The sequence below is a fragment of the Acidovorax sp. JHL-9 genome, from assembly GCF_000426205.1.
GTDB classification, from domain to species: domain Bacteria; phylum Pseudomonadota; class Gammaproteobacteria; order Burkholderiales; family Burkholderiaceae_C; genus Acidovorax; species Acidovorax soli.
In genome coordinates this window covers 115,535-132,122 of the sequence record NZ_AUEX01000010.1, presented here as the reverse complement: position 1 = coordinate 132,122, position 16,588 = coordinate 115,535, and the positions used below count along the sequence as shown (strand labels likewise).

At 66.8% G+C, this 16,588-nt stretch carries 18 protein-coding genes; 5 read left to right on the top strand and 13 right to left on the bottom strand.

Going from position 1 to position 16,588, the window contains the following annotated elements:
* The first annotated feature begins 65 nt into the window (after positions 1–65).
* From K225_RS0108675 to K225_RS0108665, 3 genes are read left to right on the top strand one after another with little or no spacing between them, the layout of a single operon-like run.
* A complete protein-coding gene (locus K225_RS0108675) occupies positions 66–1,058 on the top strand; it encodes a tripartite tricarboxylate transporter substrate binding protein (RefSeq protein ID WP_026436026.1) in 993 nt (330 codons plus the stop codon).
* Between the two features lie 40 nt (positions 1,059–1,098).
* Positions 1,099–2,094 carry a tripartite tricarboxylate transporter substrate binding protein gene (locus K225_RS0108670; RefSeq protein ID WP_026436025.1) on the top strand — a complete coding sequence of 332 codons (996 nt, stop codon included), beginning with the start codon at positions 1,099–1,101 and terminating at the stop codon, positions 2,092–2,094.
* Between the two features lie 32 nt (positions 2,095–2,126).
* Entirely contained in the window at positions 2,127–3,284 is a 1,158-nt protein-coding gene (locus tag K225_RS0108665) for a CaiB/BaiF CoA-transferase family protein (protein ID WP_026436024.1), read from the top strand.
* Positions 3,285–3,293: 9 nt separating this feature from the next.
* Here the strand turns inward: K225_RS0108665 and yegQ are convergent, their stop codons facing one another.
* The 13 genes from yegQ to K225_RS0108600 form a co-directional block, all read right to left on the bottom strand.
* Positions 3,294–4,688, bottom strand: coding sequence for a tRNA 5-hydroxyuridine modification protein YegQ (yegQ, locus tag K225_RS0108660; RefSeq protein ID WP_026436023.1), 1,395 nt, complete (start codon positions 4,686–4,688; stop codon positions 3,294–3,296).
* 121 nt (positions 4,689–4,809) lie between these two features.
* A complete protein-coding gene (locus K225_RS0108655; RefSeq protein WP_026436022.1) occupies positions 4,810–5,754 on the bottom strand; it encodes a cell envelope integrity protein TolA in 945 nt (314 codons plus the stop codon).
* Between the two features lie 28 nt (positions 5,755–5,782).
* On the bottom strand, positions 5,783–6,208 hold the full coding sequence (locus tag K225_RS0108650; protein WP_026436021.1) for a biopolymer transporter ExbD: 426 nt from the start codon (positions 6,206–6,208) through the stop codon (positions 5,783–5,785).
* A gap of 176 nt (positions 6,209–6,384) precedes the next feature.
* The gene (gene tolQ / locus K225_RS0108645) at positions 6,385–7,086 is read right to left on the bottom strand and encodes a protein TolQ (protein WP_026436020.1); all 702 of its coding nucleotides are present in this window, start codon (positions 7,084–7,086) and stop codon (positions 6,385–6,387) included.
* Positions 7,083–7,499, bottom strand: coding sequence for a tol-pal system-associated acyl-CoA thioesterase (ybgC, locus tag K225_RS0108640; protein WP_026436019.1), 417 nt, complete (start codon positions 7,497–7,499; stop codon positions 7,083–7,085). Before ybgC ends, tolQ begins: the two co-directional genes overlap by 4 nt.
* Positions 7,500–7,595: 96 nt before the next feature.
* Positions 7,596–8,780: a pyridoxal phosphate-dependent aminotransferase gene (locus K225_RS0108635; protein WP_026436018.1), complete on the bottom strand. Its 1,185-nt coding sequence runs from the start codon at positions 8,778–8,780 to the stop codon at positions 7,596–7,598.
* 73 nt (positions 8,781–8,853) lie between these two features.
* Positions 8,854–9,417, bottom strand: coding sequence for a transcription antitermination factor NusB (gene nusB, locus K225_RS0108630; protein ID WP_026436017.1), 564 nt, complete (start codon positions 9,415–9,417; stop codon positions 8,854–8,856).
* Positions 9,414–9,878, bottom strand: a complete 465-nt coding sequence (gene ribH, locus K225_RS0108625; protein WP_026436016.1) for a 6,7-dimethyl-8-ribityllumazine synthase — start codon at positions 9,876–9,878, stop codon at positions 9,414–9,416. Before ribH ends, nusB begins: the two co-directional genes overlap by 4 nt.
* A gap of 3 nt (positions 9,879–9,881) precedes the next feature.
* The gene (ribBA, locus tag K225_RS0108620; protein WP_026436015.1) at positions 9,882–11,003 is read right to left on the bottom strand and encodes a bifunctional 3,4-dihydroxy-2-butanone-4-phosphate synthase/GTP cyclohydrolase II; all 1,122 of its coding nucleotides are present in this window, start codon (positions 11,001–11,003) and stop codon (positions 9,882–9,884) included.
* 173 nt (positions 11,004–11,176) lie between these two features.
* The gene (locus K225_RS0108615; protein WP_026436014.1) at positions 11,177–11,485 is read right to left on the bottom strand and encodes a 2Fe-2S iron-sulfur cluster binding domain-containing protein; all 309 of its coding nucleotides are present in this window, start codon (positions 11,483–11,485) and stop codon (positions 11,177–11,179) included.
* Positions 11,486–11,499: 14 nt separating this feature from the next.
* Positions 11,500–12,129: a DUF938 domain-containing protein gene (locus tag K225_RS0108610; protein WP_026436013.1), complete on the bottom strand. Its 630-nt coding sequence runs from the start codon at positions 12,127–12,129 to the stop codon at positions 11,500–11,502.
* 352 nt (positions 12,130–12,481) lie between these two features.
* On the bottom strand, positions 12,482–12,763 hold the full coding sequence (locus tag K225_RS0108605; RefSeq protein ID WP_026436012.1) for a DUF427 domain-containing protein: 282 nt from the start codon (positions 12,761–12,763) through the stop codon (positions 12,482–12,484).
* 96 nt (positions 12,764–12,859) lie between these two features.
* Positions 12,860–13,744, bottom strand: a complete 885-nt coding sequence (locus tag K225_RS0108600) for an NUDIX hydrolase (RefSeq protein ID WP_026436011.1) — start codon at positions 13,742–13,744, stop codon at positions 12,860–12,862.
* Positions 13,745–13,854: 110 nt separating this feature from the next.
* Between K225_RS0108600 and K225_RS0108595 the strand changes: the two genes are divergently transcribed.
* On the top strand, positions 13,855–14,763 hold the full coding sequence (locus K225_RS0108595; RefSeq protein WP_026436010.1) for an SDR family NAD(P)-dependent oxidoreductase: 909 nt from the start codon (positions 13,855–13,857) through the stop codon (positions 14,761–14,763).
* 70 nt (positions 14,764–14,833) lie between these two features.
* A complete protein-coding gene (gshA, locus tag K225_RS0108590) occupies positions 14,834–16,357 on the top strand; it encodes a glutamate--cysteine ligase (protein WP_026436009.1) in 1,524 nt (507 codons plus the stop codon).
* Positions 16,358–16,588 lie beyond the last annotated feature (231 nt).

Sequence of the window (16,588 nt, the reverse complement as noted above, 5' to 3'; positions counted from 1 at the left end):
AATGCGATGGAAGCGCTGATCCATCCAGCGCAAGCAGCCAATAAAACCATAGAAGGAGACAAACCATGCAGATTGCCAAACGAGCCGTGTTCGGCCTGATCGCGGGTGCTGCCCTGGCGGCGGCCCTGCCCGCCGTGGCGCAGGACAAATTTCCAGAGCGCCCTGTCACATTCGTCGTACCCTTCCCGCCCGGCGGGCCCACCGACGCCATGGCGCGCATTCTGGCCACCGAGCTGACGCGCGAATTGGGCCAGAGCGTGGTGGTGGACAACCGTGCCGGCGCGGGCGGCAACATCGGCGCCGATGCCGTGGCGCGTGCCACCCCCGACGGCTACACCATCATGTTCGGCACCTCGGGGCCGCTGGCCATCAACCACAGCCTGTACAAGGGGCTCAAATACGATCCGCGCACCAGCTTCGAGCCCATCATCTACGTGGGCTACCTGCCCAACGTCCTGGTGGTGCGCCCCAATCTCGGCGTGAACAGCGTGCAGGAGCTGATCGTCAAGGAGAAGGCCAAGCCCGGCACGCTCAATTTCGCCTCCTCGGGCAATGGCGCTTCCTCGCACCTGGCCGGCGTGCTGTTCAACGGCATGGCGGGAACGCAGCTGGTGCATGTGCCCTACAAGGGCACGGGGCCGGCACTCAACGATCTGCTGGCGGGGCAGGTGGACATGACCTTTACCGACATCCTCACCGCCATGCCCTACATCAAGAGCGACAAGGTGAAGGCCCTGGGCGTGGCCACGGCCAGGCGCTCCAGCGCCATGCCGGGCATACCCACCATTGCCGAGCAGGGCGGCAACGACCTCAAGGGCTATGACGTGAGCGTGTTCTTCGGCGTGGTGGCCCCCAAGGGCACGCCCGCCGAGCGCGTCAAGCTGCTCAACCAGGCGTTCACGCGCGTGTTGGCGACAGACAAGGTCAAGCAGACCTTTGCGGCGCAGGGGCTGGAGGCATCGCCGGACCAAACGCCAGCCCACCTGGGGAATTTCATCAAGACCGAAGTTGGCAAATGGGCCAAGGTGGTTGAGCAGTCAGGCGTGCGGCTTGATTGACCCGCGCCTTGCCGGCCCACTGACGACACAGGAGACAAATATGCACAACGACAAGTTTTCGCGCCGCCAAATGCTGGTGGCAGCTATGGCGGGCTCGATGGCAACAGCGCTGCATCCGGTGGCAGCAGCCCAGTCTGACGGATTTCCTGCCAGGCCGGTTCGGTTGGTGGTTCCTTACGGAGCTGGCGGTCCGACCGACGCGCACCTGCGCGTGGTCGCACAGCAGGCTGGTGCGCTGCTCAAGCAGCCCGTCATCATTGACAACAAGCCAGGCGCCAACGGCACCTTTGGCGCAGCTGAACTTGCGCGTGCGCAGCCCGATGGTTACACCATCGCGGTGCTGCCTGCCAGCGTGTACCGCGAGCCCTACCTCAACCGCGTGAACTTCGAACCGATGAAGCTCACCTACCTCATGGGCATGACGGATTACACCTTCGGGCTGGCCGTGCGGCAGGATGCGCCCTGGAAAAACTGGAGCGATTTTCTGGCCGACGCACGCAAGCGCCCAGGCAAGGTCTCCGTCGGCGCGGCCGGGCCGGTGCAGACACCCAGCATTGTGCTCAGCGAGTTGGTGCAGACTGTGAACGTTGACCTCAACCGCGTGCCCTACAAGGGTGATGCGGAACAGGCGACCGATTTGCTGGGGGGACACATCGATGCGGGTGTGCTCTCCGGTATGGCGTCATCGCACATCCAGTCCGGCCGGATGCGCTACCTGGTGATGTTCACGCCCAAGCGGGTGCCGCAGTTCCCGGATGTGCCCACGCTGCGCGAGGAGGGTGTCGATGTCGTGATCGAGTCCCCGTATGGAATTGCGGGACCGGAAGGTTTGTCGCCCGAGCGGGCCCGGACTCTGCACGACGCATTCAAGGCAGCGCTGGAGTCGGCAGAGGGGCGCAAGATCCTCGACCAGCTCAACCAGCCGCTCAATTACCGCAGTCCGGAGGAGTTTGCGCAGTACGCAAAGAACACTTTTGCCCGCGAGAAGGGCCGGATGGAGCGTTTCAAATCCACTTTCAGCACGCAATCCAAGTGAGTGGCGGTGCGTTTGACGATGAATCCACCACCATGAATCCCAGTGCTACACCTTCTTGTGCGGGCGCGCTGGCAGGCATCAAAGTGCTTGATCTTTCGCGCATCCTGGGTGGGCCGCTGTGTGGCCAGATCCTGGGCGACCATGGGGCCGATGTGCTCAAGGTGGAGCCACCGCAGGGCGACGACACGCGCGCCTGGGGGCCTCCCTTCCGCGACGGCGTGGCCTCGTACTACCTCGGCCTGAACCGCAACAAGCGCATCCAGTTCCTCGATCTCTCGGCCGCAGAAGGCCAGCAGCGCGTGCGCGAGCTCATGGCCCAGGCCGACGTGGTGGTGGAGAACTTCAAGGTCGGCACCATGGAGAAGTGGGGCGTGGGCTACGAGCAGATGCGGCATGAATTTCCGCACCTGGTCTGGTGCCGGGTGACGGGTTTTGGGGCCGACGGCCCGCTGGGCAGCCTGCCGGGCTACGACGCCGCCATCCAGGCCATGGCCGGGCTCATGAGCATCAACGGCGAGGCCGACGGCGACCCGCTGCGCGTGGGCCTGCCGGTGGTGGACATGGTCACGGGCCTGAACGCCGTGATCGGCGTGCTGCTGGCGCTGCATGAGCGCGCCAGGAGCGGCCTGGGGCAGCTGGTGGATGCCGCGCTGTACGACTCGGGCTTGTCACTTTTGCACCCGCACGCGGCCAACTGGTTCATGAGCGGCAAGATCCCGCAGCGCACGGGCAATGCCCATCCCAATATCTACCCCTACGACGTGATCCGCACGGGCGGAGCGCCTATCTTTTTGGCGGTGGGCAACGACCGGCAGTTCAGGCTGCTGTGCGGGCACATTGGCCAGCAAGCGCTGGCCGACGACGAGCGTTTCGCCACGGCGGGCCAGCGCTCGGTGCATCGTGCCGTGCTCAAGCCCCTGCTGGAGCAGGCGTTCGCAGCCTATGACGGTGTGCCGCTGGCCGATGCGCTGATGGCTATCGGCGTGCCCGCCGCCCCGGTGCTGGACGTGGAACAGGCCCTGCAGCATCCACACACCCTGCACCGCGACATGGTGGTGCGCATGGAAGGCTACCAGGGCCTGGGAGCCCCCGTGAAGCTGGGCCGCACGCCGGCCAGCTACCGGTTCGCACCCCTGAGCGAGGGACAGGATTTCCTGCCCATGCCGGAGGATGGCCGGACGCGGGAATGATGGTGCGGATCAGCCCTGCCCGGCGTTGAGCTCGGCAGGCTGCAGCAGGCGCGCGATCAAGGTCCCCACCTCAGAGGCATCCAACGGAATGCGCACGCGCAGCGGGCTGCCCGAAGCCACTTGCATCGGCTCCCCATCCAGGCTCCGCATCTGCGTGAGCCGCAGCGTGCGGTTGCCGCTGGGCTGGATGATCTCCAGCATGTCGCCCACGGCAAAGCGGTTCTTGGTCTCCACTTCGGCCCAGCCATCCTGCACCGCCTTGACCTCGCCGACGAACTGGCTGCGCTGGTTTTCGGAGCTGCCGGTTTCATAGTTCTGGTAGTCGTTGGCGGGGCGGCGCTCCAGGAAACCCGCGGTGTAGCCGCGGTTGGACAGGCCTTCGAGTTCGGTGATGAGCCCAGGGTTGAACGGGCGGCCGGCCACGGCGTCGTCGATGGCGCGGCGGTAGATCTGGGCCGTGCGCGAAACGTAGTACTGGCTCTTGGTGCGCCCCTCGATCTTGAGCGAATCGACACCGATCTCCACCAGGCGCTGCACATGCTCGACGGCGCGCAGGTCCTTGCTGTTCATGATGTAGGTGCCGTGCTCGTCTTCCATGATCGGCATGAGCTGGCCGGGCCGCTCCTTTTCTTCGAGCAGATAGACCTGGTCGGCCAGCGGGTGGCGCGCGCCGCCACCGCAGGCGGCAAAGGCTGCGTTGTCGTCCTCCTGGGCCTGCTGAAAGTGGAAGTCGCCTTCCATGCATTGGGCCATGGCTTCGCCCGTGTTGGGGTCCACGGCGGCGGGCTGCGTGGCGTAGTTCCAGCGGCAGGCGTTGGTGCAGGTGCCCTGGTTGCTGTCGCGGCGGTTGAAGTAGCCCGAGAGCAGGCAGCGGCCCGAGTAGGCGATGCACAGCGCGCCGTGCACGAACACTTCGAGCTCCATGTCGGGGCATTCCTGGCGGATCCTGGCGATCTCGTCGAGCGAGAGTTCGCGTGACAGGATGATGCGCTTGACGCCCACCTGCTGCCAGAACTTCACCGCCGCGTAGTTGGTGGTGTTGGCCTGCACCGAGAGGTGGATCTCCGCCTCGGGCCAGCGCTCGCGCACCATCATGATCAGGCCGGGGTCGGCCATGATGAGGGCATCGGGTCGCATCGCGATGATGGGCTCGATGTCGCGCAGGTAGGTGCGCACCTTGTCGTTGTGCGGCAGCAGGTTGCTGGTGAGAAAGAACTTCTTGCCGCGCGCATGGGCTTCCTCGATGCCCTGCTGGATCTGTTCCAGGCGGAACTCGTTGTTGCGCGCGCGCAGGGAATAGCGCGGCTGGCCGGCATAGACGGCGTCGGCGCCGAAGTCGTAGGCGGCGCGCATCTTGGCGAGCGAGCCGGCGGGCAGCAGCAGTTCGGGGCTTTTCAGGGTCATGTTTCGATTGTGGCCGAGGCCATGAAAGCGGCTCTGCGCTGGCGCAGTAAAACGTCAGGCTGTGGCCGGGGGCGCCGAGGCAGCGCGTTCGAGGGGCGCCACAGCCCATGCGCCGGGTTGTTCAGTCCTGTGGGCGAAACCCGATTTCCAGCGTGGACGGGACGCGCCCGTCCACATCGCGGGGCAGCGACCCGGTCTTGTCGAGTGCGCGCAGCACGGCGTCGTCCCAGGCCTTGTTGCCGCTGGACTGGATCAGTTTCGTACCCACGATGGTGCCATCGGGGGCGGCGCGCACCTGCACCACGGCGCGCGGGTTGCCTGCCACCGCATCGGGGTACACGATGTTGGGCCGGACCTTGGCCGCCACCTTGCCGCCATAGCTGCCCGAAGGGCCAGAGCTTTGCTTGGCGTTGCCGGTGGCGGTTTCGCCACCCGTGGCGCCGGCCAGCCCTTGCATGCGGCGGATATTTTCCTGCCGGCGGGCTTCGGCAGCCTTGGCGCTGGCCTTCTCGGCGGCTTCCTGCTTGCGCTGGTCTTCCTGGGCCTGGCGCTTCTTGTCCTCGGCCAGCTGCTTTTGCTTTTCCAGCCGCTCTTTCTCGCGCTCGGCCTTCTCCTTTTGCAGGCGGTCCTTTTTCTCTTGCTCCAGGCGCTCGCGGCGTTCCTCTTCCTTGCGTTCGCGCTCACGCTTCTCGCGGTCGAGCTGCTGCTGGCGCTCTTTCTTTTCCTGTTCCAGGCGCTTTTTCTCGCGTTCAAGGGCGATGTCGGCTTCGCGGGTGTCCGGTGCTGCCTGCCGTGGGGGCGGCGGTGGCGGGGCAGGGGTGGGTTGGGGCGGCGCGGGTGCTGGCTCGGGCGCCGGGGGCTCCACCGCGCGGGGGGCCGCCTGCTGCGGGACGGCCGACCACAGTTCGGCCTCCACGGCCGGCATGTCGGCGCTGGTTTTCCAGTTCACGCCCCAGGTCAGGGCGCCAATCAGGATGGCATGCGCCAGCACGGCCAGCGCAATGGCACGCAGGCGGGCCGGCGGGCGGGGCGGGGCAAACTGGTCGCGGTCGTCGTGGGCGTGCATGCGATTTCGATGGGGGGCGGGTCGGCGCTCAGCCGCCGCTCTTGACGGCCAGTGCGACGCGGGGCACACCGGCCTGTTGCAGGGCCGACATGGCCTTCATGACCGATTCGTAGGAAACGTTCTTGTCGGCGCTGATGAGCACGGGCGTGTCCTCGGGCTGGTCCTTGAGCCAGTTCTTGGCCGTGGCGCCCAGGCTTTGCAGCGGCACCGGGCGCTCGTTGCCGTCGGCCTTGAAGCGCACGCTGCCGTCCTTTTCCACGATCACGTCGGCGCGCGTCTTGGGCACCTTGGCACCTTTGCCGACGGAGGGCACATTGACCGAACTGGGCGTGAGCATGGGCGCCGTCACCATGAAGATGATGAGCAGCACCAGCATCACGTCGATGAAGGGCACCATGTTGATTTCGTTCATGGAGCGGCGGCGGCTGCCGGTGCGCGAGGCCATTGCGGGCATTTCAGCTCTCCGTTGCGCTGCGCAGTGTGCGCAGCGGATAAAACTGGCGCGCCCGAGGCCGGCAGACGCCGCGCGAGGGCCGCCCCGCCGCGCGGGCGTCGCCCCCCTGCCCGCAGTGCATAGCGCTGCGAGAGAAGGGGTACGCCGCAACGCGGCTCAGGGGGATGTACTTCATCTCAGTGGCCCGAGGGCGAGCCGGGGTGGGCGCCCAGGTTGCGCTGCAGGATGTTGGAGAACTCCTCGATGAAAGTCTCCTGGTGGGTGGCCACGCGGTCGATGTCGCGCGCGAAGCGGTTGTAGGCAATCACGGCGGGAATGGCGGCAAACAGGCCCAGGGCGGTGGCCACCAGCGCTTCGGCGATGCCGGGCGCCACGGTGGCCAGCGTGACCTGCTCCATGCCGGCAAAGCCCGTGAAGGCGTGCATGATGCCCCACACCGTGCCGAACAGGCCCACATAGGGGCTGACCGAGGCCACCGAGCCCAGGAAGGACAGGCTGGATTCGACCACGTCCATCTCGCGCTGGAAGCTGGCGCGCATGGCGCGGCGGGCACCGTCGAGCAGCGTGCCGGGGTCGGTGATGCGGCGTTCGCGCAGCTTCTGGTGTTCGCGCATGCCGCTGGCGAAGATGCGTTCCATCGGCCCGGCGCTCTTGGCGTTCTGCGCGGCGCTGGCGTACAGGTCGTTGAGGCTGGTGCCCGACCAGAAGTCGCGCTCGAAATCCTCGTTGAGCGCCTTCACGCGCTTGAGGGCGAACAGCTTGCGAAAGATGGCGGCCCAGCTGGCGACGGAGACGCCCAGCAGCAGCAGCATGACGAGTTGTACCACCCAGCTGGCGTGCAGCACCAGGGAGACGATGGACATGTCTTGGGAATTCATGAAAGTTGTTCCAGAAGGGTGTTCGGGATTCTTGCGGGGCGCATGCTCGCGGCGTCCACCCAGCCGATACGGATGGTGCCTTCGCTCAGCAGAATGGGTGGTCGGTCGGGCATTTGCTCATTATTCAATAGCGCCTGCTGCACTATTGTCAAGGATGCACGGCCTGTTTCCTGCAAATGGGCGGTAACAATGAGTGCATCGTCAAGGCGGGCCGGGCGCAGATAGCGCAGGCGGGCATCGGTTACGACGAACATCCCGCCTGTTTGTTCCCGCAATCGCTGCTGGCCCAGGCCCAGCGAGCGCAGCCACTCGGTGCGGGCACGCTCGAAGAACTTGAGGTAGTTGGCATAGAACACAATGCCGCCGGCATCGGTGTCTTCCCAGTAGATGCGGATGGGGAATTCGAAGGGCATGGTTCAGCGTCCGCACGGCCGCCCGAAGGGCGCTGAGCGCCCCCTTGGGGGGCAGCGATACATGAAATGATGAGCGTGGGGGGCGTTCATTTCGCTTCAGCCCAGCAGCGAGCGCAGGCGCGCCACCGATTCCTGCAACTGCGCCATCGAATTGGCGGTGGAAAAACGCACGAAACGCTGGGGGTCAAAGGTGCCGAAGTCGCGCCCCGGCGTCACGGCCACATGGGCCCGGCGCATGACTTCATACGCAAAATCCCAGCTGCCCTGCACGCCGAGTTTTTCACAGGCGCGGGTGCAATCGGCCCAGGCATAAAAGGCGCCGTCGGGCATCACGGGAACGGCCAGGCCCAGGGCCTGCAGTTCGGGGATGAAGTAGTCGCGGCGGGCCTTGAACTCGGCTCGGCGGCGTTCGTATTCGGCGATGCTCTCGGCCTCGAAGCAGGCCATGGCCGCCAGCTGCGACACGGTGCTGGCGCAGATGAACAGGTTCTGCGCCAGGCGCTCGACCACGGACACCATGGCATCGGGCACCACCATCCACCCCAGGCGCCAGCCCGTCATGTTGAAGTACTTGCTGAAGCTGTTGATGCTGATGACGTTGTCGTCGATGGCCAGCGCCGTCTGGCCGAAGGCGTCGTCGTACGACAGGCCCAAATAGATCTCGTCGATCATCGTCACGCCACCGCGCTCCTGCACCACGCCATGGATGCGGCGCAGCTCGTCGGGTGCAATGGATGTGCCCGTGGGGTTGGAGGGCGAGGCCAGCAGGACACCGCGCGTCTTGCTGTTCCAGGCCGCTTGCACCTTCTCGGCGCTCAGCTGGTAGCGTTCGGCGGCGGTGGTGGGGACCAGCACGGCATTGCCTTCGGCGGCGCTCACGAAATGCCGGTTGCAGGGGTAGCTGGGGTCTGGCATCAGCACCTCGTCGCCGGCCTCGATCAGTGCCAGGCAGGCCAGGTGCAGCGCCGCCGAAGCGCCCGCCGTGACCACGATGCGGCGGGCCGGCACGTTGACGCCAAAGCGCTGCTGGTACCAGCCGCTGATGCGCTCGCGCAGAGGCTCGTAGCCCAGCGACTGTGTGTACTGCGTGGCGCCGTCGTGCACGGCGCGCACGGCCGCTTCCTGCACCAGCGGGGGCGCCGTGAAATCGGGCTCGCCAATGTTCAGGAAGATCATGGGCTGGCTGCTGCCGGCCACTTCGCGGGCCATGGCCTGCGCGGCCTTGGCCACTTCCATCACATAAAACGGATCAATGCGCTCGGCGCGCCGGGAAAACTTCATGGGGCGAGGTCCTGCCCGCGCGGGGCGGGGTGGCGAAAAAAGGCGGGCCGCAGGCGGCCCCGGGGCTGCCGGTTCAGGCGCTGGCGCTGGTGCCGGCGGCTGCGGGCGCTGCGCCCTTGTCGGCCGCCACCTCGGCGGCGCGCAGGCGGGGGGCCAGGCTGTTGAGCACAGCATTCACATACTTGTGGCCATCGGTGCCGCCAAATTCCTTGGCCAGCTCGATGCACTCGTTGAGCACCACGCGCCATGGCACATCCAGGCAGTGCTGGAACTCGTACACGCCGATCCACATGGCGGCGTGCTCGATGGGCGAGATCTCGGCCATCTTGCGGTCGAGCAGCGGCGTGATCAGGGCATCGAGTTCAGCGGCGCCGTGGATGCAGCCGTGCAGCACCGCGTTGTAGTGCGCGGCATCGGCCTTGTGAAAGCCGGCCAGGTCGCGCGTGAACGAATCAATGGCCGCGGCCTCGTTGCGCCCCACGAGGTGCTGGTACAGCGCCTGCAGCACGAACTCGCGGGCGCGGCTGCGGTTGGATTTGGAGGCCGCCTTGCGCACGCCATTGCTTTTCAGCCCGGTGCGGGCCTGCCTGGGGGGGCGTGCAGACGGGGGCGCGGCGGGGGTGGTGGGATCGCTCATGACAGTTCTTCCAGCAGGTTGGCCATTTCCACCGCCACGCGGGCGGCATCGCGGCCCTTGTCGGTCTGGCGGGCAATCGCCTGCTCCAGGTTCTCGGTGGTGATGATGGCGTTGGCAATGGGCAGCTGGTAGTCGAGTGACAGCCGGGTCACGCCCGCGCCGGACTCGTTGGCCACCAGCTCGAAGTGGTAGGTTTCGCCGCGGATGATGCAGCCCAGGGCGATCAGTGCATCGAAGCGGTCGCTTTCGGCCATGGCCTGCAGGGCCACAGGCACTTCCAGGGCGCCCGGCACCAGCACATGCTGGATGTGCTTTTCGGGCACGCCCAGGGCCAGCAGCTCGTCGAGGCAGGCCTTGGCCAGCGCGTTGGTGATGCCTTCGTTGAAGCGGGCCTGGACGATGCCGATGTGCAGTTTCTTGCCGTCGAGCTTGTCCGCTGTTCCTTTGTCTGCGCCAAACATGGTTTATTCCTTCGGGATGTAGCCGGTGATTTCGAGTCCGTAGCCCGCCATGCTGGGCATGCGCCGCGGCTGGCCCATGAGCTGCATCTTGTGCACGCCCACTTCGCGCAGGATCTGCGCGCCCACGCCGTAGGTGCGCAGGTCCATGCGGCCGCGCTCGGGGGCTTGCGAGGCACGCGCCGTGCCTTCGAACTGCTCGAGCAACTGCGCGGCGCTTTCGCCGCAATTGAGCAGCACGGCCACGCCCTGGCCCTTGCCGGCGATGAACTGCAGGCTGGTGTCCAGGCCCCACGAGTGCATGGAGCGGTTCACCTCGAGCGCGTCGAGCACCGACAGCGGCTCGTGCACGCGCACGGGCACCACGTCGTCGGCGCTCCACTCGCCCTTGACCAGGGCCAGGTGCACGGCCCGGCTGGGCTTGTCGCGGAAGGCGTGGGCGGTGAACTCGCCATAGGCCGTCTGCAGGGTGCGCCGGCCCATCGGCTCTATCAGCGATTCATTGCGGCTGCGGTGCTCGATCAGGTCGGCGATGGTGCCGATCTTGATGCCGTGCTCGGCGGCAAAGACCTGCAGGTCGGGCAGGCGCGCCATGGTGCCGTCGTCCTTCATGATCTCGCAGATCACGGCGGCGGGGCTGCAGCCGGCCATGGCGGCGAGGTCGCAGCCGGCCTCGGTGTGGCCCGCGCGCATGAGCACGCCGCCGTCCACCGCCTGCAGCGGGAAGACATGGCCGGGCTGCACCAGGTCGGCGGCCTGGCTGCCCTTGGCCACCGCCACTTGCACGGTGCGCGCGCGGTCGGCGGCCGAGATGCCGGTGGTCACGCCCTCGGCGGCCTCGATCGAGACCGTGAAGGCCGTGCTGTACACGGTGCCATTGCGCGTGGCCATGGGCGGCAGCTTGAGGTGCTCGCAGCGTTCGCGGGTGAGCGTCAGGCAGATCAGGCCACGGCCGAAGCGCGCCATGAAGTTGATGGCTTCGGGCGTGACATGGTCGGCGGCCAGTACCAGGTCGCCTTCGTTTTCACGGTCTTCTTCGTCCACCAGGATGACCATGCGCCCGGCGCGCATCTCGGCCACGATGTCTTGCACCGGCGAGATGTGCGCGGGGGTGAGGGGGGTGTTCATTGGGAGGGCTTTCGTTGGGGGCCGCAGTGAGCGGTCGGGCGGCAACGCAGGTTCCCGAGGCCAGACGGCTGTGCGGGCCTGCAAGGCCCGCCCCAAAGAACATGCGATGCGGCGCGGCCGCACGGTGCAGAGGTCGGCGCGGTGCGCAGAACTCCAAAGCCGATGATTTTAGTTCAGACCGGGCCGGCCTGCAGCTCGACATCGCTCACGGGGTAGGCCACACAGGGCAGCACGCAGCCCTCGGCCATTTCTTCGGACGAGAGCCCCGGCCACTCGATCTCGTAGCGCACGCTGCCCTGGCGCAGTTGCGCGAGGCAGGTACGGCAGGTGCCGTTGCGGCACGAGCTGGGCCAGTCGATGCCGCCCTGTTCGAGCGAGACCAGCAGCGGCTGGTCGGGCCAGGCATCGCACTGCTGGTCGCCGGGTGCGACGCGGGCCGTGAAAAAGGGGGCGGTCATGGGGGAAGGAGAAGAATCGCTCATGGTTCCAGGGCAGGTCAGTGCTTGGGGGCAATGCGTTGCCACACCAGCAGCAGGTTGTTGGCGGGCAGCGCGTGGCGTGCGGCCAGGTGCAGGCCGGCGCGCTGCGCTTCGCGGGCCACATCGCCGAGGGCCCGGATGCCCCAGGCCGGGTTCTGTGCACGCAGGCTGGCATTGAACGCCAGGTTGCCGGGGGCGGTGGGCACGCCGTCTTCGAGGTAGGGGCCGTAGGTGACGAGCTGCCCGGCGGGCGCCAGGTGCCGTGCCGCGCCCTGCATCAGGCCGGCGCAGCACGCCCAGGGCGCGATGTGCAGCATGTTGGCGCAATAGACCAGGTCGAACGGCGCGGCAAAGGCGGGGCCGGTTTCGGGCCAGCGGCCCGACAGCACATTGAGCAGCAGCGGCGCGCGCACGTTGGGAGGGCCGGCGCTCCAGGCGGCTATCGAGGCAAAACCCTGGGGTGTGGCATCCGTGGGCTGCCAGGTCCAGCCGGGCAAGGCTGCGCCAAAACAGGCCGCGTGCTGGCCGGTGCCGCTGGCAATCTCCAGCGCGGCACCCTGCGGGGGCAGCAGGCCCTGCAGCACCGCCAGGATGGGGCCGCTGTTGCGCTCGGCGGCAGGGCTGTGTGCACGGGCATCGGTGGGCATGGTTGGGTTGGAAAAAGGCTTTGGCGCTTATGTAGCAAGCGGTAGAAGCTATTGGAAAAGGCGCATCAAATGCGATGGAGAGGGCGCGCGGCGGTTGCTCAAAAATCGGGCAATGCGATGGGTTTCTTTACGAATCAAGGACTTGGCGCCGCCATACAAGACTTGTCAAAACTTATCCACACCATTGTCCAGTGCAGGCTGGGATAAACCGGTATTTTCTGCGGCCGACGTTGCCTAAAAAACAGGCGGTGCAGGGGATTTCCTTACAAATCAAGGGCTTGGCATTGCCATACAGGGCTTGTCCAAACTTATCCACATGATTGTCCAGTGCGGGCAGGGATAACCGCGCGGCTCATGCTGTGATCTGCACGCCTTTCCAGAACGCCACGCGGCCACGGACTTCTTCGGCCTCGGGCTTGGGGTCGGCATAGAACCAGGCCGCGTCGGTGTTCATCTCGCCATCGACCAGCAGCGACAGGTAGCTGGCCTGCCCTTTCCAGGCGCAGGTGGTCTTGTGGTTGCTGAAGGTGAAGTACTCGCGCTTGAGCGCGCTTTCGGGAAAATAGTGGTTGCCTTCCACCACCACGGTGTCATCGCTCTCGGCAACGATCACGCCGTTCCAGCTGGCTTTCATGGGGAATCCTTCTTTCCGTAAAAATGGGCTACTGCGCCTATGGAATCAGCTATGAATTCAATGGCTTGACCTGCGCCACTGGCGCATTTTCGCGCGTCAGTCAAACAGTGCTTCAAAGCCCGCTTCGGGGGTGAAGCGGCGCTCGCGGTAGTGCAGCCGCGTGGGGCCGGGCAGGGCGCGCTCGCGCACCGGGTGCATGGCATCGCCGGGGTAGCAGAGCACGCGCACACCGTCGTGGTCAAACGGCTCGGGCAGGATGAGCGGCGGGCGCTGGCTGCGTGCGGCGCTCAGCACGCTGGCCACGCTGGCGTGGCGCGCCAGATGGGCCAGGCTCATGATCTGCGGCGGGGCCAGGTCGATGGCGCCGTCGCGGTATTGCTCCAGCGCCTTGCGCGGTGCCAGCCACACGCTGTCGGTGGTTTCCTCGTCATCGTGCCGTGCGGTCTGGCCGGCGGGCGCCTGGGCGACAAAAAAGCGGGTGTCAAAACGCCGCGTGCCCATGCTGGGCGCCAGTGGCGTGATCCAGCGCGACCAGGGTGCGAGCTGGCGGGTCTGCAGGCGCAGCTGCAGTGCGGCCAGCACCTGCGCAAAGGGCTGGCCTTCGCGCAGCATGGCGCGTGCGCGGGCGGCATCCAGCGGGGGCGCGCCTGCCCACGGCTCGGCCAGCAGCAGGCCGCATTCCTCCAGGGCTTCGCGCAGTGCGGCCACATACAGGCCGGCGGCGGTGGCGCTGTCGGTGCCGGGTTCGTTCAGGCCCTCGTGCAGGGCGGCATGGGGCTGGTCGAGGTGGGTGTCGGGGTTCAGGGTGGCGTCTTCGGCATCGAGCTTGCCGCCGGGAAACACATACACCCCCGCCATGTTCGATGCCTTGGCGTGGCGGCGCAGCAGCAGCACCTCGGGGCCGGTGGTGGCCTCGCGCAGCAGCACCAGGGTGGCGGCGGCGCGGGGAGTTTCGAAATCAACGGATGCGGCAGGCTGCATGGGGGGCTTTCAGTGGGCCTGGCAGTCACGGGCCGGACTGGCGGGCGGGGCGTTGTGGCGTAGAGTGCAACCCTATTTTGCACATTCACAACACAGGGAGTCATTGCAGCATGGTGATCGAATTCAAGGGCCGCGTGGCCATCGTGACGGGAGCAGGCGGTGGCCTGGGCCGCCAGCATGCGCTGGCACTGGCGGCGCGCGGCGCCAAGGTGCTGGTCAACGACCTGGGCAGCGGCGTGCACGGCGAGGGCGGCTCGGTCAGTCCGGCCCAGGCGGTGGTCGATGAAATCCGTGCGGCCGGCGGCGAGGCGCTGGCCAATGGCGCCTCGGTGACCGACTTTGCCGCCGTGCAGGCCATGGTGCAGCAGGCCATCGACGCCTGGGGCCGGGTGGACATTCTGGTGAACAACGCCGGCATCCTGCGCGACAAGAGCTTTGCCAAGATGGACATGGCCGACTTCCGCCTCGTGGTGGATGTGCACCTGATGGGCGCCGCCCATTGCTGCAAGGCCGTGTGGCCGCACATGGTGGCGCAGGACTATGGCCGCATCGTCATGACCACCTCGTCCACGGGCCTGTATGGCAACTTCGGCCAGGCCAACTACGGCGCGGCCAAGCTGGCGCAGGTGGGCCTGATGCAGACGCTGGCCATCGAGGGGGCCAAGCACCACATCCATGTCAACGCCCTGGCACCCACCGCCGCCACCCGCATGACCGAGGGCCTGATGCCCGACGAGGTGCTGGCCATGCTCAAGCCCGAGGCCGTGGTGCCCGCCATGCTGGTGCTGGCGCACGAGAGCGCGCCGACGCGCACCATCCTGTGCGCGGGCGCGGGCACCTTCGAGGCGGCGCACATCACGCTCACGCAGGGCGTTCATCTGGGTCTGGGCGCCGATGTTCCCGAGCAGCTGGCCGCGCGCCTGGCCCAGGTGGCCGACCGCAACGGCGAGCAGATACCACAAAGCGGTGCCACCCAGGGCAGCAACGAAGTGGGCAAGGCCCTGGCCGCAAGGGTTTGATCGGGCAGCAGGCGGGCGGCGCGGCGCCGTGCTAAGTTCCGGACCGACCCCGAAAATCGGTAACCAAGATATGAGCACCTTGCAGCAACACATCGCCGCCTGCCCCCCCGAGGCCCTGGCCGGCATCCGCCGTGGCATCGAAAAAGAGGGTCTGCGCGTGCTGCCCACGGGTGAGCTGGCCCTCACGCCGCACCCGGCGGCGCTGGGCTCGGCGCTCACCCACCCCCACATCACCACCGACTACAGCGAGTCGCAGATCGAGCTGGTCACGGGCGCCCACCGGGGCGTGCAGCAGTGCCTGGATGAGCTTACCGAGATCCACCAGTTCGCCCTGCGCGTGCTGCACGAGCAGGGCGACGAGATGCTGTGGGCGTCGAGCATGCCGTGCCGCCTGCCCACCGACGAGACCATTCCGCTGGCGCGCTATGGCAGCTCCAACGTGGGGCGCGCCAAAAGCGTGTACCGCATGGGCCTGGGCCACCGCTACGGCCGGCGCATGCAGACCATTTGCGGCATCCACTACAACTGGTCGATGCCCGGTGTGACGAGCGAACAGTATTTCGCGCTGATCCGCAATTTCCGCCGCCATGCCTTCGTGCTGCTGTACCTGTTTGGCGCCTCGCCCGCGCTGTGCCCCTGCTTTGCGCAGGGGCGCCCGCACGCCATGCAGCGCCTGAGCGAGCAGGCGCTGTACCTGCCGCACGCCACCTCGCTGCGCATGGGCCGCCTGGGCTACCAGAGCGACGCGCAGGCCACGCTGGCCGTGAGCTACAACGGCCTCCGTGGCTATGCCGACTCGCTGCACGAGGCGCTGACCAAGCCTTACCCCGCCTACGAGGCCGTGGGCATCGTCAACCCGGGTGGCGACTACAACCAGCTGGGCACCAGCCTGCTGCAGATCGAAAACGAGTTCTACGGCACCATCCGCCCCAAGCGCGTGATCCAGCCCGGCGAGCGCCCGCTGCATGCGTTGCGCGAGCGCGGCGTCGAATATGTCGAGGTGCGCCTGATGGACCTGGACCCGTTCGTGCCGGTGGGCATCACGGCCGAGACCATGCGGCTGCTCGATGTGTTCCTGCTGCACTGCCTGCTCTCCGACAGCCCGCCCGACACGCCGCAAGAGATCACCGAGCTCAAGCACAACCAGCACCTCACGGCCGCGCGCGGCCGCGAACCGGGCCTGTGCCTGGTGCGCAACGGGCGCAGCGTGCCGCTGGTGGACTGGGCCGCCCAGGTGCTGCAAGAGTGCGTGCCGCTGGCCACCGCGCTGGATGCCACGCACCATAGCAGCGACTACAGCGCCGCCCTGGCCGCCGCACGCGCCACCCTGGCCGACCCGGCGCAAACGCCCTCGGCCCGCGTGCTCGAAAGCATGGCGCAAGCGCACAGCAACAGCTTCACCGGCTTCAGCACCCACCAGTCAGCCCTGGCGCGCGATGCGCTGCTGGCCCTGCCCTGGAGCGCTGCCCAGCAGGCACGCTTTGCCGCACTGGCCGACGAATCCGTGGTGGCGCAAAAGGCCATCGAGGCAGCCGACACGCTGCCCTTTGAAGAATGGCGCCAGCACTACATGGCGGCGCAGGGGCTGGGCTGAATTGATGCGAATCTCCAGGAGGTACTCAGAGCTTCCGTGTCTCCGAGCTTGGCGATGACCTCCTCAGGGCTGTCGATTTTCTTTACATCACTCCCGCATTTCGTTTGCACAAGTCCGGTGAGTGGCTTGATTCCCATGGCAATTCTTGGCAGGTGCATCTTCATGGCCCAGAAATTGCCTGGGTTCGGTTCCCAGTAGTCGTTTCGATCAAGTTCAGCAGTCCTTTCTGCT